This is a genomic window from Mesorhizobium sp. PL10, assembly GCF_053714315.1.
This window is the reverse complement of record NZ_JBSKBR010000009.1, coordinates 97363-121208: the sequence shown is the minus strand read 5'-3', so window position 1 is coordinate 121208 and position 23846 is coordinate 97363. Positions and strand designations below refer to the sequence as shown.

Below are 23846 nucleotides of genomic sequence, written 5' to 3'. Positions count from 1 at the left end.
CATGACAACGAAACTACTGACGGCACTGCTTCTCGGCACCAGCATTCTCGGCACCGTCGGGCTGGCTCACGCCGCCGACGTAACGCTCAACATCGAAAGCTGGCGCGGCGACGACCTCACCATCTGGAAGGACAAGCTGATCCCGGCCTTCGAAGCCAAGAACCCCGGCATCAAGGTGGTGTTCGCACCGTCGGCTCCGACCGAGTATGACGCCGCTCTCGGCGCCAAGCTCGCCGCCGGCTCGGCTGGCGACCTGATCACCTGCCGCCCGTTCGACAAGTCGCTCGAACTGTTCAAGAAGGGCAACCTGGCCGACCTGTCGGCGCTGCCCGGCATGGAAAACTTCTCGCCGGTCGCCAAGGCCGCCTGGCAGACCGACGACGGCAAGTCGAGCTTCTGCGTGCCGATGGCCTCGGTCATCCACGGCTTCATCTACAACAAGGACGCCTTCGACAAGCTCGGCATCAAGGTGCCGACGACGCGTGACGAGTTCTTCGCCGCGCTCGACAAGATCAAGGCCGACGGCACTTACATTCCGATGGCGATGGGCACCAAGGATCTGTGGGAAGCCGCGACCATGGGCTATCAGAACATCGGCCCGAACTACTGGAAGGGCGAGGAAGGCCGCGCAGCGCTCATCAAGGGCGAGCAGAAGCTGACCGACGCCGACTGGGTCGCGCCCTATGCCGAACTGGCCAAGTGGAAGCCCTATCTCGGCGACGGCTTCGAAGCCCAGACCTATCCGGACAGCCAGAACCTGTTCACGCTCGGCCGCGCCGCCATCTACCCGGCCGGCTCGTGGGAAATCGGCCTGTTCAACACCCAGGCGCAGTTCAAGATGGGCGCCTTCCCGCCGCCGGTCGAGAAGGCCGGCGACACCTGCTACATCTCGGACCATACCGATATCGGCATGGGCCTGAATGCAGCCTCGAAGAACGCCGATGCAGCCAAGACCTTCCTGTCCTGGGTCGCCTCGCCGGACTTCGCCACCATCTACGCCAACGCACTGCCGGGCTTCTTCAGCCTGAACTCCAGCCCGGTGAAGATGGAAGACCCGCTGGCGCAGGAATTCGTGTCCTGGCGCGACAAGTGCAAGTCGACGATCCGCTCGACCTACCAGATCCTGTCGCGCGGCACGCCGAACCTCGAAAACGAGACGTGGGTTGAATCGGCCAACGTCATCAACGGCACCGATACGCCGGAAGCTGCCGCCAAGAAGCTGCAGGACGGCCTCGACAGCTGGTACAAGCCGGGCAAATAAGAGCTCACAGACAGGTCGGCCGGGCGCGTGCCCGGCTGGCCCTCAATTTACAGATTGCGATTGTCGGCACTGCCTCTCGGCCTTACCCTCTTGTCTTGTGGGGAAGGCTGGCTGACCAGTCGCAGGCCTTCGTCCTGCCCATGCCGGGCAAGGACACCGGGGCCGTGCATCGAGGCAACATCTGGCATCGACACCCTTTTGGAACCGAGAGACCGCGGGGACCGCACTCATGGCCGCAGAAACACGACCGAAACGCCCATTCCGCTGGCATATCGGCATCTTCCTGGCGCCGGCGCTGCTGGTCTATACGGCGATCATGATCCTGCCGCTGGCCGGCACGCTGCAGCTGTCGCTGTTCCGCAACATCGAGCAGCACCAGGTCTTCGTCGGCTTCGATAATTTCCGCACCTTATTCGGCGATCCCAACTGGTCGGTGAATTTCTGGAATGCGCTGAGGAACAATGTCTGGTTCTTCATCATCCACATGCTGGTGCAGAACCCGATCGGCGTCATGCTGGCGGCCTTGCTGTCCAGCCCCAGGCTGAGGTTCGCCGCCTTCTACCGCACGGCGATCTTCGTGCCGACCATCCTGTCCTTTGTCATCGTCGGCTTCGCCTGGAAGCTGATCCTGTCGCCGTTGTGGGGCGTGGCTCCGCATCTGATGGACCTGGTCGGCCTGAAAAGCTTCTTCACGCCATGGCTCGGCAAGGAACAATACGCCCTGACCGCGCTGAGCCTGATCTCGGTGTGGCAGTTCATCGGCATCCCGATGATGCTGATTTATGCCGCGCTGCTGTCGATCCCCGAAGAGGTGATCGAAGCCGCCGAATGCGATGGCATCACCGGCATGTCGCAGTTCTGGAAGATCAAGCTGCCGCTGATCCTGCCGTCGATCGGCATCATCTCGATCCTGACCTTCGTCGGCAATTTCAACGCCTTCGACCTGATATACACCGCGCAAGGCGCGCTCGCCGGGCCGAACTATTCGACCGATATTCTCGGCACCTTCCTCTACCGCGCCTTCTTCGGCTTCCAGCTGCAGGTCGGCGATCCCAATATGGGTGCTGCGATCGCCACGATGATGTTCCTGATCATCCTCGGCGGTGTCTGCGTCTACCTGTTCCTCGTTCAGACGCGCCTGCGTCGCTACCAGTTCTGAGGAGCGAGAGATGAGCACCGCAACCCGTTCGCTGCCCCGCACCATCGGCGCCCACGCGATCTTGCTGACCTACACAGTGATCGCGCTGTTCCCGGTGATCCTGGTCATCATGAATTCGTTTAAATCGCGCGCCGGCATCTTCAGCGAGCCGCTGACGCCGCCGACGCCAAAAACGTTCGACCTGATCGGCTACAACACTGTGATCGGCCAGGGCGACTTCATCCACTATTTCCAGAACAGCCTTGTCGTCACCGTCGCCTCGCTGTTCTTCGTGCTTCTGTTCGGCGCCATGGCGGCGTTCGCACTGTCGGAATATCGCTTTCGCGGCAACACGCTGATGGGGCTTTATCTCGCGCTCGGCATCATGATCCCGATCCGGCTCGGCACCGTCGCCATCCTGCAATTGATGGTGGCAAGCGGGCTGGTCAACACGCTGACGGCGCTGATCCTGGTCTACACCGCGCAAGGCCTGCCGCTGGCCGTCTTCATCCTGTCGGAATTCATGAAGCAGGTGTCCGACGATCTGAAGAATGCCGGCCGCATCGACGGCCTGTCAGAATACACCATCTTCTTCCGGCTGGTGCTGCCGCTGGTGCGGCCATCGATGGCGACAGTCGCCGTCTTCACCATGATCCCGATCTGGAACGATCTGTGGTTCCCGCTGATCTTGGCGCCGTCGGAAGAGACCAAGACGGTGACGCTCGGCGCGCAGCTCTTCCTCGGCCAGTTCGTCACCAACTGGAACGCCATCCTGGCGGCACTCTCGCTGGCGATCATGCCGGTGCTGATCCTCTACGTTATCTTCTCGCGGCAGCTGATCCGCGGCATCACCTCCGGAGCCGTCAAGTGAGTTTAGAAAAACCCCTTCGCGTTGTTGTCGCCGGGCTCGGCAATATGGGCCGCAGCCATGCGCTGGCCTATCACACCAATCCGGGTTTCGAGATCGCGGCGCTGGTCAACCGCTCCGACGTGGCGCTGCCGGGCGGCCTTGCCGGCCACGAAATCCGACGCTCCTTCGACGAGGCGCTGCGTGACGAAAAGCCCGATCTCGCCTGCATCGCCACCTATTCCGACAGCCATGCCGACTATGCGGTGAAGGCATTCGAGGCCGGCTGCCATGTCTTTGTCGAAAAGCCGCTGGCAACGACGGTTGCCGACGCTAAGCGCGTCGTCGCGGCAGCCAAGGCCAACGGCAAGAAGCTGGTGATCGGCTACATCCTGCGCCATCAACCGTCCTGGGTCCGGCTGATCGCCGAGGCACGCAAGCTGGGAGGCCCTTACGTATTCCGCATGAACCTCAACCAGCAGTCCTCAGGTCCGACCTGGCAGACGCACAAGCAGTTGATGCAGACGACGTCGCCGATCGTCGATTGCGGCGTGCACTATCTCGACGTGATGCTGCAGATCACAGATGCCAGGCCGGTCGAGGTGCGCGGCATGGGACTGCGGCTGACCGAAGAGATCGCGCCGACCATGTACAATTACGGCCATCTGCAGGTGCTGTTCGATGACGGTTCGGTCGGCTGGTACGAGGCCGCCTGGGGACCGATGATCTCGGAAACGGCCTTCTTCGTGAAGGACGTGATCTCGCCCAATGGCTGCGTGTCGATCGTCATGAAGGAGGGCGTCAAGTCCGACGACATCGACACCCACACCAAGACCTCGACCATCCGCCTGCACAGTGCGGCGACCGGCGCGGACGGCAGGTTCGCCAGGCCGGACGAGATGCTGTCGATGGAGGGCGAACCTGGCCACCAGGATCTCTGCGACCTCGAACAGGCCTTCGTGCTGAAGGCGATCCGGGAAGACATCGACCTGACCCGCCACATGGACGACGCGGTGAAATCGCTCGCCGTCTGCCTTGCCGCCGACGAGAGCGTGCGCAGCGGCGCCGCAGTCAAACTCTAGAACAAGGACGAAGCCGTGGGCTCGCTGGTAATCGAGAATGTGAAGAAGGCCTTCGGGCCGGTCGAGGTGCTGAAGGGCATCAACCTTGAAGTGAACGATGGCGAATTCGTCGTCTTCGTCGGCCCGTCGGGCTGCGGCAAGTCGACCTTGCTCCGGGTCATTGCCGGGCTGGAGGATTCGACCTCGGGCCGGGTGGTGATCGACGGCGCCGATGTCTCGGCCACGCCGCCGGCGAAGCGCGGCATCGCCATGGTGTTCCAGACCTATGCGCTTTATCCGCATCTGACGGTGAAGGACAATATGGGCCTCGGCCTCAAGCAGGCCGGCACGCCGACGGCCGAGATCGATCGCCGCATCGGCATCGCCTCGTCGATGCTGTCGCTGGAACCCTATCTCGAGCGGCGGCCGGCGGAACTTTCGGGCGGCCAGCGCCAGCGCGTCGCCATCGGTCGCGCCGTGGTGCGCGAACCGAAGCTGTTCCTGTTCGACGAGCCCTTGTCGAACCTCGATGCCGCGCTGCGCGTCAACACCAGGCTGGAGATCGCGCAACTGCACCGCCGGCTGAAGGCGACGATGATCTACGTCACCCACGACCAGGTCGAGGCGATGACGCTGGCCGACAAGATCGTCGTGCTCAATGCGGGAAAGATCGAGCAGATCGGCGGACCGATGGAGCTCTACAATTCGCCGGCAAACGAGTTTGTCGCCGGCTTCATCGGCTCGCCGAAGATGAACTTCATCGACGGCGCGCGGCTGGGCGAGGCGGCCAAGACCATCGGTGTGCGGCCGGAGCATCTGAAGGTCGATGCGAAGTCCGGCGCCTGGAAGGGAACGGTGGTACACGCCGAGCATCTCGGCGCCGACACCAACCTTTATCTCGACTGCGAGAAGGCCGGGCTGATCACCGTGCGCATCTTCGGCGTCTACGACGCGGAGCCGGGCGCGACGCTTTATGCAACGCCCGAGCCGGGCAAGACATACCGGTTTGGGGCGGACGGGAAGACAATCAAGTAATCCACTGCCAAGGCACTCGGCGATCACACCGCGCCGAGCAGCACCGCCCCGTGAATAGCCGCCTGCCAGCCCAAGGCCGCCCAGCGTATGTCCAGCGGCTGGACAACAAGCGAATGCGGCAGGCTGTCGGCGATGCGCTGCTTGAGCGTCTGGCGGGGATAGGCCTTCATGTCGACAATGCCGCCGCCGATCAGGATCGTCTGCGGGGAAAACAGGGCGGCTGCCGTTGCGATGGTCACCGCCTGCTGCCAGACGATCTCGTCGAGCCATTCGCGCAGCGACGGCGGCTGCCCGGTCGCCGAAAACAGCTCGGCCACCGGGATATCGTAGTCATCAGCGAGGTCGACGAGCGTTGCCCCCGAGGCGTAGGTCTCGACCCGATTTGGCGGTTCGCTTTCGTCGGGTCGGTAGATCGGCATATGGCCGATTTCAAGCGCCCAGCCGCCACCCCTGAAAATGCCATCCTTGCCGAGATAGGCCGCACCGATGCCGGTGCCAAGATAGACCGCCAGCACCTCCTTTTGCCGCTCCACCGCGCCGGCAGCGCTTTCGCCCAGCAATTGCAGCACGACATCGCGCTCCAGGCGGACGGGAATACCGAGCCTCGATGCCAGTTCGGTGCCTAACCGGATGCCGTTAAGCTCGGGAATGTTGGCCGTGTGCAGCACCGTGTCGAAATCGCGGTCGATGAAGCCAGGCACGGTCGCGACGACGCGCCGGGGTGTGAGGCCGGCATCGCGGGCGGCCGCGGTGACGGCATCGGCCAATCCCCCCACCGGCGCCCCCTGGCGCAGTTGCGCGGTGGGGTAGGTGCGGGCAAGATCCACCGGGATGCCATGGTCGGCGAAGCCAACCTTGACCGACGTTCCGCCGATCTCGACCACGGCGATCGCGTCATCCGTCGTTTGATCCGTCATGCGAGCGTTTCCAGAAACTCCGACAGGCAGGCGCGGAATTCGCGTCGGTATGCGGCGCGATCCTGCGACTTCGCTGTTATGGTGCAAAGCCGGGCCGACGGAATGAGACCGGCCAGCGCCTGCGCGTCGGCCAGTCGATGGACGAGGTCATGGTCATGGCCGATGACCAGGGTCGGCACAGCGATAGCGCGAATATTGCCCTCGCTCACACCGGGGCCATCGCCCGCGATCGCCACCAGCAGTTGCCCGAACAGAACCGGGTCTGGGCGATTGAAGAAGCCTTGCAGGCTGTTGAGATTGTCCGGCGCCAGCCTGGCCAGTTCGGCGGCCGTGGTGCTTTCGTCAAATAGACGCCTGGCGTCCACGGGCGAATGGCGCATCAAGAGATCGCCGACGATGGCATAGGGCTTCATATTGGTGGGCGCCGCCTCGGATATCCAGGCAGGCCGGGCGAGCACCAGTGCACGGACTCGAGCCGGCCTGTGCACAGCGAGCCGCAACGCCAGCGCAGCTCCCATCGAGATGCCGCCGACGACGGCCGGGCCAATGCCGAGATCGTCGGCCAGCGCCTCGACATCTTCGGCAAACGTCGTGATCGAAAGCTGCTCGGCCGGCCCGTAGCCGGATCCGCCCTGGCCTCGGCATTCGAGCGTCACGCGCCGTGTCTGCGGCAGATCGGGGAACACATCGGCGACCTGCGCCTCGTCGCCGCCCAGCCCATGCTGGAAGATGACGGGAAGGCCGGTGCCGACGTCCCGGTAGGCAAGATCGGCGCCGTCGCGGCTAAAGGTCTTCACGCTCTGTCGCTCGCTTCCAGCACGCTGCGCAGAAAGGCGCCGACACCAGGCGCCTCGGCCTCGGTCAGTCCATGCGTGATCAAGGGGCCCCCAAAGCCGGCGGCTTTCAGGCGGCCGATGAAATGCGGGAAGTCGACGACGCCCATCCCTGCGGCGGCAAAACTGCCATCGGCATGGCGGTCCTTGGCATGAGCCATGCCGATCTCGGCAGCCAGCAGATCGACAGCCTCGTCGATCAGGCGATGACGCTCGGCTGCATCGGCCACTTCGAGCAGATTTGCCGGATCAAGAACGATGCGCAGGCGCTTGCTGTTCATTTCGTCGAGCAGGCGGCGCGCGGCTTGTGCGCTGGAAACGGCATTGGCCAGTTCCGGCTCGATGCCAAGCTCGATGTCGAAGCGTTCGGCGATTGCGACCGCCGCTTCCATCTCCGTGCGAAGATCGCTCCAGGCGGCCTCGCTGACATTGTCGGGATGCCAGCGCCACTGATCCTGCGCATCCCTGGTACCGGTGCAGAGTGTGATCAGACGCGTGCCCATATCGGCGCATGACGCGGCCAGCACTTCGAGCCGGGCAAGACCGAACTCGCGAACCATGGGATCCGGGTGGATCATGTTGTAGGTTCCCGAAACCGCCGCGATCGAAACGCCGGTCTCGCCGCTCGCCATGGCGACCGATCGGGCCGCATCGGGCTCGATGCTGTCCGGCATGGACGGCAGGCCAAGGCACGCCATGTTGAACTGCGCCGTGGCGTAGCCGGCACCTGCGACCGCGCGCAGCACCGGCAGAGCGCCGGTGGCAGCGAAGGTCTTGGCGAAGATACCAAGCTGCATCACACTACCCCATCGACATCGGCGAGGTTGACGGCGCGGCCGCCGGCAGCGGCGGAGCGCGCGATGGCCGCCATGCCCCTGACCGATGCGATGCCGTCGTCTATGCCGGCGCCAACCATGGGCGCGCCATTCAGCACCACATTGGCAAAGCCTTCGAGCTGGCGGCGATAGAAATGGCCGTCGGCGCCAAGTGTGCGATGCCAGCTGCCATCGGCCTCGCGAAAGATGTCGACCTCGCTGCTCTTGTAGTACCAGGGGTTATAGGTCTTCGCGAGAACGCTGCCATTCTGGCCATAGATCTGGAACCCTTCGTGCCAGTCCATGCGCACGGCCACCGTCAGGTCGAGGTGGCCGACCGAACCGTCGGCGAAGATGGTGGTGACGAACCAGCAATAGGCGCCGTAGCGCTCGGTGAGCCGTGCTTCGACCGCCTCGATTGGCCCATGCAGATGGCGCGCCGTGTCGAGGAGGTGGCTGCCATGCGCCAGCATGTAATATTGGCGCAAATCCGCCTTGGGATTGACGGAAGGCTTGCGCGCCTTGGCGCTGGTGATGATGAGCGGCTGCACCGCATCGGTCATGGGGTAGCGGTGGGTGCTGTCGCAATACCAGCCCTTGAACGCCAGCCGCTCGCCCATCTCGTCATCGGCGAAGGCCTTGGCCGCCTGGATGCCGGGATCGAAGCGCTTCATATGGCCGACCTGAAGCACCTTGCCGCTCTTGTGGACCGCGGCTCTCAGGCCTTCGACCTCCTCGACCGAAACGCCTAGCGGCTTTTCGCACAGCACGTGCTTGCCGGCATCGAGTGCCAGCTCCGTGGCCTTCACGTGAAACGTGTCCGATGTCGCGATGATGACGGCATCGAGATCGGGATCGGCCAGCATCTGGCCATAGTCGGCATAGGATTTTTCAGGCGCGTAAGTCGCGGCCATCCTGTCGCGCAGATCGTCGGCGACATCGCAGATGGCATAGAGGTCGGCGTTGCGCGCCTTGGCGCAGGATTCGAAATGCGCCGCCTGCGCAATCGGGCCACAGCCGAGCACGCCGACACGCAGCCGCTTCTCATCTTTGCGAGGCATGGAATCTCTCCTGATTATCGCGCGGCAAGGCCGCGAAGTTGAAATTGCGGATCGCCCGACAAGGCTGACTGGTGCAGCAGGCAGGCAGCGCCCAAGGCCGGGCCGTCGGCGCCGACACGCGACAGTTCAATCGTGGGAGCGGGATAACCTTCGGCCAGGAACTCCGACAGGAAAGCTTCCACCCGTTCGGCGACAAAGGGATAGACGGCATTGACCGAGCCGGAGAGAATGATGCGCTCCGGCTGCAAGGTGCAGGTCAGCGTCGCCAGCCCACGGCCGAACCAGAGCGCCCAGTCGCGCGCGGTGGCGATGGCGGCCGTATCGCCGCCAGCGAGTGCCGCGACAAACTCGTCCACTCCGGCTCGCCGCCCGCTTATGTGGAAATAGCGGGCGAGAAGCGCGTCCTTGCCGACATAGGATTCCAGACGGCCCGGGCGCTTCGCGTCATAGACAAAACCTTCATCGCCGATGCGCAGATGTCCGATTTCGCCGGCGCCGCCGAGCCGGCCGCGATGCAGCCTGCCGGCATTGATGATGCCACCCCCAACGCCGTTCTCGATCAGGATGACCAGAGCATCCTCGCCGTCCTTTCCCGGCTGCGTGCCGTATGTCTCAGCCACGGCGACGGCATTGGCATCGTTTTCCAGGAGGATCGGAAACTCGTCGCCAAAGGCATTGCTCAAAAGCTCGGCGAGATTGACCCCGTGCCAGCCAAGGATGGTGGCATGGTACGAAACGCCGTCGGCGGCGGGGAAGCCGGGCACGGCGACATTGAGCCCATAGGGACGCGTGCCCTCAGGCAATTGCGACCGGATCTCGGCCACGAGCTCCTCGATGATGGCGACCGCAGCTTCAGGCGTGCTGCCCGGTCCGGCAAAAGCCCTGGAGGCGCTGGCACGCTGTGTGCCTGCAAGATCGACAGCCACGACAGCGACCCAGTTGACGCCGATATAGGCGCCAAGAAAGAACCCGCCATCGCCATCGATCTCGACCAGGATTCCGGGGCGGCCGACCCGGCCCTCTCCGTCCTGCTCCTCATCCGGCCCATCCGCCCGCTCCCGCGCCAGACCGGCTTCGGTCAGGCTGAGCACCAGGGTGCCGGTGGTCGAACGGGTCAGGCCGAGATCGCGTGCGAGCGCTGCCCGGCTCAACGCGCCGGCACGAAACAGCGCCGCAAAGGCCCGCGTTTCATTCGGCCGAAGATCGGTCGACACCAGCACTTTCTCCTCCCGAAATTTGTTTGATACGAATACTAATCGAATTTCTGTTCGATCTCAATGGGCTGAAATATCGGCATTGCCAGCCACTGATGCAGATTTTAGACGATAATTTGTGTTTTGAGCTTACAAATTTGCATGAGAGGATGCGATGCCGGTTCTAGCGCGCCTTCGAAAACAGCGGCGGGCAAAGAGCGGACCGCTCAGCAAAGCTGACGCGCAATCCAGGTCCGTGCGCTAAAATCGTTCCTCGTGATTCGGCCCCGATCGGGCCTCAACGCAAGGAATGGCATGAGCAAGGCTCTCTCCACATTCGCATTGGTCGCAGTGTTCACCGCACTGCTCATGGCGCTCTGCCTGGCGGTCGCCAGGCACGGCTATCCCTATGGCGCGATCGGGGTGCGGCGGCTGGACGGCATTGCCGATGCCGGTTCGTTCCTGCCGCTCGCCGCCGTCTATTTCTTTGCCGCCATGCTGATGATGATCCTGCCCATTCGAGCCGCCGGCATCGTCTTGACCCATGCGGCGGATGCGCTGTTCTGGGCGGTGATCGCCTTGTTCGCCACCATTGTCGGCTGTCTCGTCGCCCGCTGGGCCTTTGGCCAGAGCAGCGTGCTGTGGGCGCTCCTGAACTGGCGCTTCCTGTTCGCCGCGGCAATCGTCGGCTGCCATTTCACCATGAATGAACTGCGCCGTAACATCCTGTTGAGAAGCCTGTTCTTCGTCATCTTTGCCGCGGCGACCCTGGCCTGCCTGTTCTGGACGTTTCCGACCTGACCAAGGTCTGCTCCATTTCGTCCGTTTTGAGGTCGCGGCTTTCGCAGCCGCGCGGCATCGGCTATCCAGTCGCCAGCGTCACTTCGCCCCTCACAGTGTCGTCATTTGTCTGATAAATGGTTCAGACATACGGCACCGCCAGCGAAACCATTACAAGGAAGAACCCCGACATGACCCTGTTCCGCAAGAATCTGATCGATGGCGAGTGGGTCGGCGAAGCCGGCTCGCGCAACATCAACCCGTCCGATACCGGCGATCTCGTTGGCGAATATGCCTCGGCCGGCGTCGAACAGGCAAAGCAGGCGATTGCAGCGGCCAAGGCCGCTTTCCCGGCCTGGTCACGCTCGGCGCCGCTCGCGCGTCACAGCGTGCTGAAAAAGGCCTCGGACGAGATCATGGCGCGCAAGGACGAGATCGGCCGCGCGCTGTCACGCGAAGAAGGCAAGACTCTGGCCGAGGGCATTGGCGAAACCATCCGCGCCGCCCAGATCTTCGATTTCTTCGCCGGCGAGACGCTGCGCCTGTCCGGCGAGTTGGTGCCCAGCGTGCGGCCCGGCGTCGGCGTCGAGATCACCCGTGAAGCCGTCGGCGTCGTCGGCATCATCACGCCGTGGAATTTCCCGATCGCCATTCCCGCCTGGAAGATCGCGCCGGCACTCGCCCACGGCAATACCATCGTCTTCAAGCCGGCCGAACTCGTCCCCGAAAGCGCCTGGACCATTGTCGACATCCTGCACCGCGCCGGCCTGCCGAAAGGCGTGCTGAACCTCGTCATGGGCAAAGGCTCTGTGGTCGGCCAGGCCATGCTCGACAGCCCCGACCTCAACGCCATCACCTTCACCGGCTCGGTCGGCACCGGCAAACGCGTCGCCGCAACCAGTGTCGAACATATGCGAAAGTTCCAGCTCGAAATGGGCGGCAAGAACCCGCTCGTCGTGCTCGATGACGCCGATCTCTCCATCGCTGTCGATTGCGCGATCAACGGCGCCTATTTCTCGACGGGCCAGCGCTGCACGGCGTCGTCGCGCCTGGTGGTGACCGAAGGCATACACGACCGCTTCGTGGCGGCGCTCAAGGAGCGCCTGGACAAACTCGTCATCGGCGATGCGCTCGATGCAAAGACCCAGATCGGCCCCGTCGTCGATGCGAGCCAGCTGAAGCAGGACGAAGACTATATCGCCATCGGCAGCCAGGAAGGCGGCAACCTTGCCTTCGGCGGCGAGCGGCTCGATTGCGAAACGCCCGGCTTTTATCTCAGGCCGGCGCTTTTCACCGAGAGCACCAATGCCATGCGCATTTCGCGCGAGGAAATCTTCGGGCCGGTCGCCAACGTCATCCGCGTCAAGGACTATGATGAGGCGCTGGCGGTGGCCAACGACACGCCCTTTGGTCTGACGTCCGGAATCTGCACCTCCAGCCTCAAGCATGCCACGCATTTCCGGCGCAATTCGGAAGCCGGCATGGTGATGGTCAACCTGCCGACCGCCGGCGTCGATTTCCATGTCCCGTTCGGCGGCCGCAAGGGCTCGAGCTACGGCCCGCGGGAACAGGGCCGCTATGCCGCGGAGTTCTACACAACGGTGAAGACAGCCTACACATTTGCCGGCTAATCGGTTGTAAACCGATGATGGCGGCGAAAGAGGAACTCACCTGGCTCAATCCGCCGCCGCATCATGCGTTCGGTGACGACACGGTGCGTGTGAGCACCGGCAAGGAAACCGATTTCTGGCGAGAGACCTTCTACGGTTTCTGGCGCGACAATGGCCATTTCCTCTACCGGCCAGTCGAGGGGGACTTCAGCGCCGAAGTCACCGTCCAGGGTGACTATCGTGTGCTCTACGACCAGGCCGGGCTGATGCTGCGGCTGAGCGACACGCACTGGATCAAGGCCGGCATCGAATACACGGACGGGCTGGCGTATTTTTCGGTGGTCGTCACCAATGACACGTCCGACTGGTCGCTGCTCAGCATTCCCAACGATCCCGACGGCGTCCGCATCCGCCTGACCCGCCACGCCGAGGCGATTCGCATCCAGTATCTGGATGCCACCGATGGCCGCTGGAAGCCTGTGCGGCTCGCCTATTTCCCGGTATCCAGGTCTGTCGATGTCGGCATGATGTGCTGTTCGCCGCAGCGCGAAGGGTTTGAGGTCACCTTTTCCGGCTTTACCGTCGGCCCGCCGATTTCGCGGCAATTGCACGATTGACGGCGATTTCGATCACGCTGGAAGCATGATCCCAAAAAGTGGGTGCCGGTTTTTGGAAAAGATCATGCTTCAATAAAGGGTTAGATCAGCGAAGCGGTTCGGCGTTGAACACCTTCTGCACGATCAGCCACTGACCGTTGAGGAAGAGGCACGACAAAAGATCGGTCACCTCACAGCGGCAAATGGCGCCGGCGCTCCGCGCGCTCATCGACACCATTCGTCGGGGGGCGCGAGGTCAGAGGCGAATAGTTCCTAACCGTCTGCGCGGTGATGGAAGAACTGCAAAAACAGTTCCCGCTCGGTGGTGATGTCGAGCTTTTCGTAGATGCGGCGGCGGTGGTTCTTCACCGTGCCGACGGTGATGCCTAGCCGCTCGGCGATGTTGGCGGTCGGATGTCCCGCGAGTATCAGTTGCACAAGTTCACGCTCGCGCAGTGACAGCTCCGGCCACAGGCTCGTCGGGATGGTCGGCTCCTGTCGGGGCGAGGCGCCCGGCCCGGTCGGCGCCGATGTGCGGGAGAATTCGGCTCCACGCGCCTTGGTGTCCAGCGCATGCAGCGCCTCGAACACCGGCAGCCGCTCGTCCAGCAGCGCGATTTCGCCGTCTTTGAATGAGGCGGTTGAACGGTCGAGAAAGATACCGAGGCACCAGTCGCCCCCGTCGGCCAGCATGATGCCGACCTCGTCGCAGATATCCGACTGCGCCAGGAAGCCGGCTATGTACTGGCCGCGCTTGGCCTCGTCGTCGGCAAGCCGCTTCAGCGGCAGGATGCCCAGCCGCCGCTCGCGCCGCCATGAGGCATAGAACGGGTCGAAGACATAGTAATTGTCGAGATAGCGCCGGACCATTTCGTCCGAGAAGCGCCGGTGCTTGATGAACTCCGGCGTTTGTGTCGCCGAGTAACGCGTCACGGTGACGAGGTCGTGCTCGATGTCGGCGCCGATCAGGTCGATCATGCAGTCGACATGCCTGTCCGTACCGGTGGCGGCGATCGCCCTGGCCAGCGGCGCCCAGATGTTGCTGCCCATGCGCATGCCCTCTTCTCGGCCATCCCGCCCCAAGCGTCATTGTGTCTTTTGGCATATGGCGCAACGCCGCCCAATGACTCTAGCCTGGCCCCATCCTAGAGCAATCCTGAGGCGATCGTGACCCAACCCAACCTCACCAGCCCCATCGTCGGCAATCCCATCGTCATCGGCATTGACGCCGGCGGCACCATGACGGACACGATCCTTGTCGATCAGGACGGCCACTTCAAGATCGGCAAGTCGGCAACCACGCCGAAGAACGAGGCCGAAGGCTTCCTTGCCTCGGCCGAGGACGCCGCGGACGCCTGGGGCATCTCGCTGGAATCGCTGTTCTCCGGCGTCAACGTCGTGCTCTATTCCGGCACCGGCATGCTCAACACGCTGCTGTCACGCACCGGCCGCCGCCTGGGCCTGATCACCACCAAGGGTCTGGAGGACATGATCCTGATGGGCCGCGGCCTGCAGGCATGGGCCGACTATTCCTATGCCGACCGCCTGCATGCGGTGACCCATCATCATCCCGATCCGCTGGTGCCCCGCCGCCGCACCCATGGCGTCACCGAGCGCATCGATCAGTTCGGCGACGTCATCCTGCCGCTCTACGAGCATGAGGTGCATGCCGCCGCCAAAAAGCTGATCGCCGACAAGGTCGAAGCGATCTGCATCATGACCATCTTCTCGCACGTCAATCCGGTGCACGAGAAGCGCATTGCCGAGATCTGCCGCGAGGAAGTGCAGAAGGCCGGCGCCGACATTCTCGTCTACACCAGCCACGAAGTCCGCCCCGTCATCCGTGAACAATCGCGGCTGAACTCGGTGCTGATCGAGGCCTACGCCACATCACGCGGCCGCAAGCAGCTTAAGGGCATCGAGGACGTCTCGAAGAAATACGGCTTCAAATATGGCGTGCAGACGCTGCTCTCCTTCGGTGGCCTGACCTCCATCAACCATCCGCGCCTGCACGAAACCATGATCTCCGGCCCGATCGGCGGCATTCTCGGTGCGGCCTATGTCGGCAAGCTCATCGGCAATGACTCGCTGATTTGCTCGGATATGGGAGGCACCTCCTTCGACATGGGCGTCATCTCGCGCGGCCAGACGCGGATCGAGAACGAGCCGCTGATGGACCGGTTCAAGCTCAACGTGCCGACACTGCATCTCGACACGATCGGCGCCGGCGCCGGCATGATCCTCAAGGTCGATCCGCTGACCAAGAAGGTCTCGCTCGGGCCGGAAAGCGCCGGCTCCGATCCCGGCCCGATCTGCTTTGCCAAGGGTGGCACCGAACCCACCATCGCCGATTGCGACGCCATCCTCGGCCGCCTCAACCCGTATTACTTCCTCGGCGGCAAGGTCGTGCTGCAGGTCGAAAAGGCGCGCAAGGCCTTCGAGGAAAAATGCTCCAGCATCCTTGGCGTCGGCGTCGAGGAAGCCGCGGAGGGCATGATCGACATGCTGGAGGCCGACGCCAACAACGCGCTGCGCCGTGTCATCTCCGGCCAAGGCATCCATCCCTCCGAATTCACGCTGCTCTCCTATGGCGGTTCCGGCCCGCTGCATCTGGCCGGCTGCTCCAGGGGCATCGGCTTCAAGGACATCATCACCTTCCAGTTCGCCGCAGCCTTCTCGGCCTTCGGCTGCACCACCGCCGATTTCATGCGCCGCCATTCGGTGTCGACGCAGCACGACATCGGCGCACGGGCAAGCGATGACGAGCTGCTCGCCTTCGGCAAGAAGGTCACCAATGTCTGGAACGACCTGACCAAGGCCGCAGTCGACGAGATGATCACGGACGGCCACGGCCGCGACAAGATCAAGACCGTGCCGTTCCTGATGATGCGCTACACCGGCCAGCTCGAGGATGTCGAAGTGATGGCGCCGCTTGCCGAGGTCAACTCGGCCGACGACATGCGCAAGGTCATGGACGAGTTCGAGGCGGTCTATGCCAAGGTCAACCATCGGGTGTCGCGCTATGGCGAGGCCGGCTTCACCATCACCGAACTTGGGTTGATCGCCACCGCCGACAAGGTCAAGCCGGTGCTGCTGAAGCGCCCGCTCGGCAAATCGGATCCGGCAGCCGCCCACAAGGGCGTGCGCGAGGCCTATATCGGCGGCCGCTGGCACAAGGCCAATCTCTACGAAATGGACCTTCTGCAGCCCGGCCATGAGGTGATCGGCCCGGCCATCATCGAACATCCCGCCACCACGCTCGTCGTTCATCCGCAGGACCGTGTTCATGTCGATGAATGGACGCTGCTGCACTACACCCACGCTTGAGAGGGCGTCGCCATGTTGGACAAACCTGCCTCGGTGCTGCGCCTTCGCGAGAGACTGCTCGAGTCCGAGCGGCTGATGGAAGAGACCGGCTGCTACGACGGCATCACCGAGCTCACCCTGCGCAACCAGGACCCGCTGAAATTCGAGACGCTGCACACCAAGCTGCGCGCCTATTGCGTCTCGGCCCGTGAAATGGCCCGCCGCATCTCGGCTTCGCCCGGCGTACGCGAGGTCGGCGAAATGGTCGTGGCCATCTACACCCCTGAGGGTGACGCCATCGCGCTCTCCAACGGTATCATGGTCCATGTCCACACGATGAGCCGCTTCATCAAATGGATGATCAAGAACAACTACGAGGAAAACCCGAAGATCCGCGAAGGCGATATCTTCGCCAACAACGATGCCTTCATCGGCACGGTGCAGGTGCCCGACGTCATGGACGTGGTGCCGATCTTCCATGAAGGCACGCTGGTCGGCTGGGCGGGTGCGGTCTGCCACGAGCTGGAAGCCGGCGGCATCACGCCCGGCGGCGACGTCTGCCTGGCGCAAGAGCGCTTCACCGAAGGCCTTTTCGTCTGCGCCGAGAAGATCGGCGAGGATGACGAGATCCGCCGCGACTACGTCATCCGCTGCGAGCGCAATCTGCGCATGCCGATCTATTGGGTGCTCGACGAGAAGGCCAAGGTCGCCTCCTGCATCGACATGCGCGAAAGCGTCAAGCAGCTGATCTCCGAGATCGGCTTGGACTACTGGATGAAGGTGTCGAAGGAGTTCATCGAAGAAGGCCGCCGCGCCCAGCTCGCCCGCACCCGCCAGCTCACCGTGCCCGGCATCTACCGAGGTCATACTTTCTACGGTCACGTCACTGCGGGTAAACCAGGCTTCCAGCTGCTCGGCGATCCGGACTGGCTGTACAACATCCCGATCGAGATGGAGATCACCACCGACGGCAAGATCACCATGGATTTCGAGGGCACGCAGCCCTGGGGCTACCATTCGATGAACTGCACGCCGGCCGGCATGGATGGCGGCATGTTCGTCACCTTGACCCAGCACATGAATTTCGAAGGCCTGGTCAATGACGGCGCCTGGATGGCGACCGAGCTGAAATTGCCGCATGGCACCTGGACCAACCCCGACAACGAGATGGTGGCGACCGCCACCTCATGGGCGCTGCTGCTGCCCGCCTATGGCGTCTTCCAGCGGCTTTTGTCGCGCAGTTTCGTTGCGCGTGGTTTCGTCGAGGAAGCCTTCGTCGGCCAGGTCAACAGCCCGATGATCGAGATGGGCGGCGAAAGCCAGTACGGCACGCCGTTCGGCATGGCGCATTTCGAATGCGCCGCCGCCGGCTCCGGCGCGCTGGCCATCGCCGACGGCCTCGACACCGCCTATGTCGGCTGGAATCCGGAATCCGACATGGGCAACATCGAGGTCTGGGAACAGTCCATGCCGATGATCTATATCGGCCGTTCGATCGTCCCCAATTCGGGCGGCGCCGGCAAATATCGCGGCGGCTGTTCCTTCGTCTCGACCTGGCTGATCAACAAGACCCCGCATCTGCGGCTCCACACCTCGGAGCACTCCTCGCGCGTTTTCGACAATGGCGGCATGTGCGGCGGCTATCCGGCGCCGACCTGCCAGAAGCATCGCGCCGTGCGCAACTCCAACATCCATGAGCTGGCGGCAAAAGGCGAACCGCTGGCGCATGCACCGGGGATCGACCCGCATGTCTCGGACTATGAGAAGACCATCGGCGGCGACCATGTCTTGGTCGAGGGCCCCTACATTACCTCGCCGCACAAGTCGGGCGACATCTTCAGCCATGCCTACAATGGCGGCGGCGGTTACGGCGACGTGCTGGAGCGCGATCCGATCAAGACCGCATGGGATGTCGAGAACGGCTACCTCACCCGCGAAGCGGCGATCCAGATTTTCGGCATCGTGCTGAAGGACGACGCCGACGGCTATCCCGTTGCCGATATCGACGCCACCGTCGAACGCCGTGCCGCCATGCGCAAGCAGCGTCTGGCCAAGGCGATCCCGGTTTCGGACTGGATCGCCAGCGAACGTGGCCGCGTCGAGAAGGCCGACTTCGCGCCCGAGGTGAAGAAAATGTATGCCAGCGCGATCAAGCTGTCGTCGCGCTTCACCAGGGAATTCAGTAATTTCTGGACCGTTGACGCCAGATCGATCTTCATGCCGGGAGCAAAGCCATGACCTCATACAGCAAGGAAGTCCTCGGCGATCTGGCCGCCGGCAAGCTGCCCTGGCCGCAGACCAGGCGCATCATGAGCGCCTACAAGGATGATGACCGCTTCTTAAAGATGGTCGCCGTCTATCAGGATCGTGTCGCCTGGAAGGACCCGATCCTGCTGCCGGTCTCGGATCATCTCTTCATCTGCCAGAGCGGCGATGAGCGGATCACCCGCTGCGAATGCGGTCATTCCTTCGGTGACTATCGCAAGAACTGGAAGCTGAAGGCCGCGATCATCGTGCGCAACACCGAAGAAGCGCTGCGCGAAATCTACCCGAACAGCGACATTCCCGATCCGCAGTGGATGGAAATCCGCGAATTCATCTGCCCGGAATGCGGCACCATGCACGAGGTGGAAGCGGCGGCACCCGGGTATCCGATCGTGCATGATTTCGAACCGGATCTCGAAGGGTTCTACCGCGAATGGCTGGGCAAACCATTATAAGGACATTTGTTTTGTGAACCGCGTTGCAGGCAAGGTAGCGCTCGTCACCGGGGCCGGAATGGGCCTCGGGCGGGCGGCTGCTGTGTTGCTTGCGGACGAAGGCGCCAAGCTTGTCGTCACCGACATCGATGAAGCGGCCGCTCACCAGACGGCCGATCTGATCATCCGGGGAAGTGGCGAATGCCTGCATCTTCAGCATGACGTTTCCGAACCCGACGCCTGGCCGAGGGTGATGGCGGCGGTGGCAAAACGCTTTGGCAGGCTCGACGTGCTGGTCAACAATGCCGGCATCGCCATCGCCAAAAACATCGAGGACACCTCGCTTGACGAATGGCGTCGCACCATGGCGGTCAATCTCGACGGTGTCTTCCTCGGCTGCCAGCACGGCATCGCCCTGATGAAACAATCCGGAGGCGGCTCGATCATCAACCTGTCGTCCATCGACGGCATCATCGGCGAGGCTGACCTCGCGGCCTACTGCGCCTCTAAGGGTGGCGTGCGTACGCTGACCAAGGCGGTCGCGGTACACTGCGCCGCGAAGAGCTACGGCATACGCTGCAACTCGATCCACCCTGGCTATATCTGGACGCCGCAGACGGAAAGCTATCTGCGTGACCTCGGCAAGCTTGAGCAGGAAAAAGCCAAGGCGCTGGCCCGCCATCCGATAGGCTTCCTCGGCGAGCCCAACGACATCGCCTACATGGTCGTCTATCTCGCTTCGGACGAATCCAAATTCGTCACCGGCTCCGAAATGGTCGTCGACGGAGGTTACCTTGCCGTCTGAATCTCAAATCCTGTTGGGCCCGGTCGTCCGCATCGAACAGTCTGGAGACTACGCCTCATGACAAACCTTTCCGGCCGCAGCGCGATCGTTACCGGCGGGTTTTCCGGCATGGGCTTCGCCATTGCCACCGCACTGGCGCAGGCCGGCGCCAATGTCGCCGTCGGCTCCTACATAGCACCCGCCGGCGCCGACAAGTCCGATGCAGCCTACTATCCCGGCGCCGACGAGATCGAGCGCGTGCGCGCAGCCCTGGCTGCCCATGGCACCAGGGTCCACGCCGCCCATCTCGATGTCCGCGAAAGCGATGTGACGAACCGGTTTGCCGCGGACGCGCAAGCGGCCATCGGACCGGCCGACATTCTGGTCAACGCCGCCGGCACCACCGCCGAACAGCCGGTCTGTGGCCATTCCGACGCGCTGTGGGACAAGATCGTCGACACCAATCTCACCGGCGCTTTTCGTGCAACCCGCGCGGTGCTGCCCGGCATGATCGAGCGCGGTTGGGGCCGCATCGTCAACATCGGCTCGACGGCCGCCACCGTCGGCTGGAAGGACAATCCGGCCTACTGCGCCTCCAAGGCCGGGCTTCTGGGCCTCACTCGTTGCGTGGCGCTGGAGGGCGCTGCGCACGGCGTCACCTGCGTCATGATCAGCCCGACCTGGGTCGAGACCGAACTGATGCGCCGCAATGTGGCGCAGGTCGTCGAGCGCGAGGGCAAGGGACGCACGGCCGAGGAAGCGATGGCCGAGATCGCCAAAGGCAACCCGCAGCAGCGCATGCTCCAGCCGCAGGAGATTGCGGCCCTGGCCGTGTTCCTGTGCTCGGATCTGGCCAAGGGCATCACCATGGAAAACATCCAGATCACCGGCGGAGCGCTGTGGTAGCGGCCAAGGCCTGATTTTGCGTGAAGCCGCATTCGCGCCATCTGGCTGTTGCATGATGGTTCTGGCCGGCGGATTGCCCGTGACAACTTTTCCATTGAGTGACAGGCGATACAGGTTATATTGCACTGCACAATGGATGCCCGCAGATCGGGCTCCGGCAAAGGCAGGTTCTGGCGGTCGCGTGCGGCCACCGGCGGGTGTCACGCCCGAGGCCTGACGCGGAAAGCCGGTTCATGGGCGCTTATGCGCGGCTGAAAGGCGGCTTGCCCAGTTGAAAGGCGGCATGGATGAGAAATCCGGTACGTATATGAAGATCCCGAAATCCATTCTGATCGATCCGGAAGGCAACAAGGCCTATGCCGCCTTCGCCGTTGCCGTATCGGTCTTTGCCTTCGCCTATTCCACCAATTTCGGCAAGATCCTGATCCTTGCCTATTATCTGGTGTGGCTGCCGCTGCTGTTCGTCGACTACCGGCGCTTCACGCGCGATCTTTCCAGCACCTGGCTGCCGCTGCTCTTTGTCACCTATATCTGTCTTTCGGTCTTCTGGTCGCAGGCGGCCGGCACCAGCGCTCGGGCGGGGCTGCAATATTTCTCGCATATCCTGTGTGCCTACATCGCCGCGCGCACCATAAGCGTGCGTACGCTGGTGCTGGGCTCGCTGATCGGCATCTTCATCGTGCTGCTTTATTCGCTGAAGGTCGGCGGCTATGCGCTCGACACGATCGACGGCACCACCAATTTCGTCGGCGCCTTCGGCTCCAAGAACCAGGTCGGCTTCTTCGCCTCACTGGGCATCTTCTTCTGCCTTGCCTTTCTCGTCTTTTACCGGCGCAACTGGATGAGTTTCGTGTGGACCGCGCCGATCATGCTGTTGTCGGTCTACATGCTGGCGATCGCCCATTCGGCGACCTCGGTCGCCTCGCTGCCGGCGGTGATCGGCATCGTGGTCTTGCTCACCATGAGCAAGATCCTGTCGCGCGCCTATCGGCGCGTCATGTTTGTCGTCGGCGCCGTCGCGCTGGTCGCGGGTGTGGTGGCCGCCCTCAACCTCGGCCTGCTCGACCTCGTACTCGGGATCTTCGGCAAGGATTCGACGCTGACCGGCCGCACCTATCTCTGGGAACAGGGCTGGCTGGCGGCGCAGCAGCATCCAGTACTCGGCTATGGCTATGCCGCCTACTGGATACAAGGCTTTGCCGATCCGGAACGGCTCTGGGCGGAGTTCTACATCTCGACCCGCACCGGCTTCCATTTCCATAACACCTATATCGAGACCCTGGTCGAGCTTGGCTTCATCGGCATGACCATACTGGCGCTGATCATCCTGCGCTCCTTCTGGGGCCATGTTTCGAAAGTGGTGTTCGGCGAATGGAGTGCCGATTCGGTGGTGCTTGCCGGCGCGGTCGGCTTGATGCTGGTCCGCTCCTTCTTCGAGGTCGAGATACTCGGCCCCTATTTCACGGCCTCGTTCATCGTCTATTACGGCCTGTTCAAGCTGCGCCCGGTGCCGGTTGCCAGGGCAAGGCGGGTCTATGCCCCCGTGCAGGATGAGAAGGCTGCCAGCGGCCGCATGCCGGCACGCGTCTAAAAGCAATTCCAGGACAAGTGTGAAGCGCAGTCCCTGGGAAAAGCGCGTAGCGCTTTCCCCGGAGGATTGCTTCAAAACAAGACGTTAGAGCGGATCGCCGTTTCCGTGAAACGGTAAGCCGCCCGGACAGATCAGGCGACGGCCTGCTTGCGCTGCATCAGCCGTTGCAGGAAGCGGCGCAACGGTTCGTCGTAAATGCGCGTTGCGATATCGGCGATGACGATGACCGAAACCGCCATGACGATGCCGAACCAGGGATGGTGGGCGAACGGGTCGATCGAGGCGGCCTTGCCTGCGCCGGCGATAATCATCAGCATCGGCGTGTGGATGATGTAGATCGGGTAGGAGATCCGCCCCAGCCAGCCATAGAGGCCTGACAGGCCGGCAGCGGTAGGCGCCACGGCGCCGATCACCACCAGGGCCGGGAACACGAAGACGATGCAGGCGAGATCGTAGGCAACGCGCGCGCCGCCGGCCGGCGCAATGGCAAAGACCATAAGCGTCAGCGCGATGGCGGCCTCGACCCACCACCCACCCCGCACGAAGCCGAGGCTGCCTTGATAGCGCGTCATGGATCGGCAAAGCAGCACGCCCAGGAAGAACGAGAAAAAGACGCGCGGCAGGCCGCTGATGATGGTCTTGCCAGTCATGCCGAAGTCGAGCGTGCCGGCCACGATCGAGGCGACCACCAGCAGCGCCAGGCTGACGGCGATGAGCACGCTCAGCACGCGCTTCGACAGCAGGAAAAACACAGCGACATAGGCGATGTTGACGATCAACTCGAAGAACAGCGACCACGACGCCGGATTAAGCGGGAAGATCGTGTGATAGGCATCGCTGACCAGCGGAATGAACAACATGCCCGTCGTCAGCATGGTGCCGATCTCGGAGATCGGCATGTATTCCGCAGGGATCAGCCTGTTCTTGACCAGCAGATAGAAAAAGCCGAGCAACGTGCCGGCAAGGTAGAGCGGGTAGAGCCGGATCAGGCGTATCGCCACGAACGTGCCCAGGCCCATGCCGTTTTCGATCTTGCGGTCATAGGCATGCGCGATGACGAAGCCGCTGAGCAGGAAGAAAAGGTCGACCGCCAGATAGCTCGACGGCAGCACCTTGCCGTCGGCCAGGAATGGCGAGAAGTGGTAGAGCATCACGCTGATCGCCGCCACGCCGCGGATGGCGTCGAGATTGATGTAGACATGGCGTGGGGCGGCGGGCTGCATTGTATGCCTTCAAGCGGTCGAAACGGTCAAAGCAATTGCAGGAAAAGTGCGAGCGGTTTTCCGTCCGGAATTGCTTACAAACAAAGAGCGGGATCGGTTCGCCGATCCAGCCCGCCCGCACCTGGCGCGAACGAGCCGAAATTGTTCCTCCCGTCTTCCTCGCGCGCGTCTCGTCGAGCGAGCCCCGGGG

General features: G+C 63.0%; 22 protein-coding genes. 14 read left to right on the top strand and 8 right to left on the bottom strand.

Annotated elements, in window-relative coordinates:
* The first annotated feature begins 1 nt into the window (after position 1).
* The 5 genes from ACWGTO_RS16545 to ACWGTO_RS16525 all read left to right on the top strand — a co-directional run bounded on the left by ACWGTO_RS16545 (position 2) and on the right by ACWGTO_RS16525 (position 5342).
* Positions 2 to 1261 carry an ABC transporter substrate-binding protein gene (locus tag ACWGTO_RS16545; RefSeq protein WP_454575887.1) on the top strand — a complete coding sequence of 420 codons (1260 nt, stop codon included), beginning with the start codon at positions 2 to 4 and terminating at the stop codon, positions 1259 to 1261.
* A gap of 229 nt (positions 1262 to 1490) precedes the next feature.
* On the top strand, positions 1491 to 2420 hold the full coding sequence (locus ACWGTO_RS16540) for a carbohydrate ABC transporter permease (RefSeq protein ID WP_454575886.1): 930 nt from the start codon (positions 1491 to 1493) through the stop codon (positions 2418 to 2420).
* A 10-nt stretch (positions 2421 to 2430) separates the two neighbouring features.
* A complete protein-coding gene (locus ACWGTO_RS16535) occupies positions 2431 to 3270 on the top strand; it encodes a carbohydrate ABC transporter permease (RefSeq protein ID WP_454575885.1) in 840 nt (279 codons plus the stop codon).
* Positions 3267 to 4328, top strand: coding sequence for a Gfo/Idh/MocA family protein (locus ACWGTO_RS16530; RefSeq protein WP_454575884.1), 1062 nt, complete (start codon positions 3267 to 3269; stop codon positions 4326 to 4328). Before ACWGTO_RS16535 ends, ACWGTO_RS16530 begins: the two co-directional genes overlap by 4 nt.
* Before the next feature lie 15 nt (positions 4329 to 4343).
* On the top strand, positions 4344 to 5342 hold the full coding sequence (locus ACWGTO_RS16525; protein ID WP_454575883.1) for an ABC transporter ATP-binding protein: 999 nt from the start codon (positions 4344 to 4346) through the stop codon (positions 5340 to 5342).
* A gap of 23 nt (positions 5343 to 5365) precedes the next feature.
* Here the strand turns inward: ACWGTO_RS16525 and ACWGTO_RS16520 are convergent, their stop codons facing one another.
* Genes ACWGTO_RS16520 through ACWGTO_RS16500 form a run of 5 tightly spaced genes read right to left on the bottom strand, consistent with a single transcriptional unit; the run spans position 5366 to position 10182 of the window.
* Positions 5366 to 6259, bottom strand: coding sequence for an ROK family protein (locus ACWGTO_RS16520; protein ID WP_454575882.1), 894 nt, complete (start codon positions 6257 to 6259; stop codon positions 5366 to 5368).
* Positions 6256 to 7056 carry an alpha/beta fold hydrolase gene (locus tag ACWGTO_RS16515; protein WP_454575881.1) on the bottom strand — a complete coding sequence of 267 codons (801 nt, stop codon included), beginning with the start codon at positions 7054 to 7056 and terminating at the stop codon, positions 6256 to 6258. The genes ACWGTO_RS16520 and ACWGTO_RS16515 overlap by 4 nt, the downstream gene beginning before the upstream one ends.
* Complete coding sequence (locus ACWGTO_RS16510; protein WP_454575880.1) at positions 7053 to 7889, bottom strand: sugar phosphate isomerase/epimerase family protein; 837 nt, start codon at positions 7887 to 7889, stop codon at positions 7053 to 7055. Before ACWGTO_RS16510 ends, ACWGTO_RS16515 begins: the two co-directional genes overlap by 4 nt.
* The gene (locus ACWGTO_RS16505) at positions 7889 to 8968 is read right to left on the bottom strand and encodes a Gfo/Idh/MocA family protein (RefSeq protein WP_454575879.1); all 1080 of its coding nucleotides are present in this window, start codon (positions 8966 to 8968) and stop codon (positions 7889 to 7891) included. The genes ACWGTO_RS16510 and ACWGTO_RS16505 overlap by 1 nt, the downstream gene beginning before the upstream one ends.
* Positions 8969 to 8982: 14 nt before the next feature.
* The gene (locus ACWGTO_RS16500; RefSeq protein WP_454575878.1) at positions 8983 to 10182 is read right to left on the bottom strand and encodes an ROK family transcriptional regulator; all 1200 of its coding nucleotides are present in this window, start codon (positions 10180 to 10182) and stop codon (positions 8983 to 8985) included.
* Between the two features lie 294 nt (positions 10183 to 10476).
* Between ACWGTO_RS16500 and ACWGTO_RS16495 the strand changes: the two genes are divergently transcribed.
* The 3 genes from ACWGTO_RS16495 to ACWGTO_RS16485 all read left to right on the top strand — a co-directional run bounded on the left by ACWGTO_RS16495 (position 10477) and on the right by ACWGTO_RS16485 (position 13168).
* A complete protein-coding gene (locus ACWGTO_RS16495; protein ID WP_454575877.1) occupies positions 10477 to 10962 on the top strand; it encodes a hypothetical protein in 486 nt (161 codons plus the stop codon).
* A gap of 170 nt (positions 10963 to 11132) precedes the next feature.
* Positions 11133 to 12572 (top strand): aldehyde dehydrogenase family protein, encoded by a 1440-nt coding sequence (locus ACWGTO_RS16490; protein WP_454575876.1) that lies wholly within the window; start codon positions 11133 to 11135, stop codon positions 12570 to 12572.
* A 14-nt stretch (positions 12573 to 12586) separates the two neighbouring features.
* On the top strand, positions 12587 to 13168 hold the full coding sequence (locus tag ACWGTO_RS16485; RefSeq protein WP_454575875.1) for a DUF1349 domain-containing protein: 582 nt from the start codon (positions 12587 to 12589) through the stop codon (positions 13166 to 13168).
* Positions 13169 to 13253: 85 nt separating this feature from the next.
* Here the strand turns inward: ACWGTO_RS16485 and ACWGTO_RS16480 are convergent, their stop codons facing one another.
* Together ACWGTO_RS16480 and ACWGTO_RS16475 are read right to left on the bottom strand one after the other, a co-directional pair.
* Positions 13254 to 13376, bottom strand: coding sequence for a hypothetical protein (locus ACWGTO_RS16480; RefSeq protein ID WP_454575874.1), 123 nt, complete (start codon positions 13374 to 13376; stop codon positions 13254 to 13256).
* Positions 13377 to 13420: 44 nt separating this feature from the next.
* Complete coding sequence (locus ACWGTO_RS16475; RefSeq protein ID WP_454575873.1) at positions 13421 to 14203, bottom strand: helix-turn-helix transcriptional regulator; 783 nt, start codon at positions 14201 to 14203, stop codon at positions 13421 to 13423.
* Positions 14204 to 14314: 111 nt separating this feature from the next.
* Here ACWGTO_RS16475 and ACWGTO_RS16470 point away from each other — a divergent pair, with 111 nt between their 5' ends.
* The 6 genes from ACWGTO_RS16470 to ACWGTO_RS16445 all read left to right on the top strand — a co-directional run bounded on the left by ACWGTO_RS16470 (position 14315) and on the right by ACWGTO_RS16445 (position 22433).
* Positions 14315 to 16474 carry a hydantoinase/oxoprolinase family protein gene (locus ACWGTO_RS16470; protein ID WP_454575872.1) on the top strand — a complete coding sequence of 720 codons (2160 nt, stop codon included), beginning with the start codon at positions 14315 to 14317 and terminating at the stop codon, positions 16472 to 16474.
* Between the two features lie 12 nt (positions 16475 to 16486).
* Positions 16487 to 18691, top strand: a complete 2205-nt coding sequence (locus tag ACWGTO_RS16465) for a hydantoinase B/oxoprolinase family protein (protein WP_454575871.1) — start codon at positions 16487 to 16489, stop codon at positions 18689 to 18691.
* The gene (locus tag ACWGTO_RS16460) at positions 18688 to 19173 is read left to right on the top strand and encodes an acetone carboxylase subunit gamma (RefSeq protein WP_454575870.1); all 486 of its coding nucleotides are present in this window, start codon (positions 18688 to 18690) and stop codon (positions 19171 to 19173) included. Before ACWGTO_RS16465 ends, ACWGTO_RS16460 begins: the two co-directional genes overlap by 4 nt.
* A 13-nt stretch (positions 19174 to 19186) precedes the next feature.
* A complete protein-coding gene (locus ACWGTO_RS16455; RefSeq protein ID WP_454575869.1) occupies positions 19187 to 19957 on the top strand; it encodes a glucose 1-dehydrogenase in 771 nt (256 codons plus the stop codon).
* 57 nt (positions 19958 to 20014) lie between these two features.
* Positions 20015 to 20842 carry an SDR family NAD(P)-dependent oxidoreductase gene (locus ACWGTO_RS16450; RefSeq protein ID WP_454575868.1) on the top strand — a complete coding sequence of 276 codons (828 nt, stop codon included), beginning with the start codon at positions 20015 to 20017 and terminating at the stop codon, positions 20840 to 20842.
* Between the two features lie 307 nt (positions 20843 to 21149).
* On the top strand, positions 21150 to 22433 hold the full coding sequence (locus tag ACWGTO_RS16445; protein ID WP_454576023.1) for an O-antigen ligase family protein: 1284 nt from the start codon (positions 21150 to 21152) through the stop codon (positions 22431 to 22433).
* Positions 22434 to 22564: 131 nt separating this feature from the next.
* Here the strand turns inward: ACWGTO_RS16445 and ACWGTO_RS16440 are convergent, their stop codons facing one another.
* On the bottom strand, positions 22565 to 23656 hold the full coding sequence (locus ACWGTO_RS16440) for an acyltransferase family protein (protein WP_454575867.1): 1092 nt from the start codon (positions 23654 to 23656) through the stop codon (positions 22565 to 22567).
* Positions 23657 to 23846 lie beyond the last annotated feature (190 nt).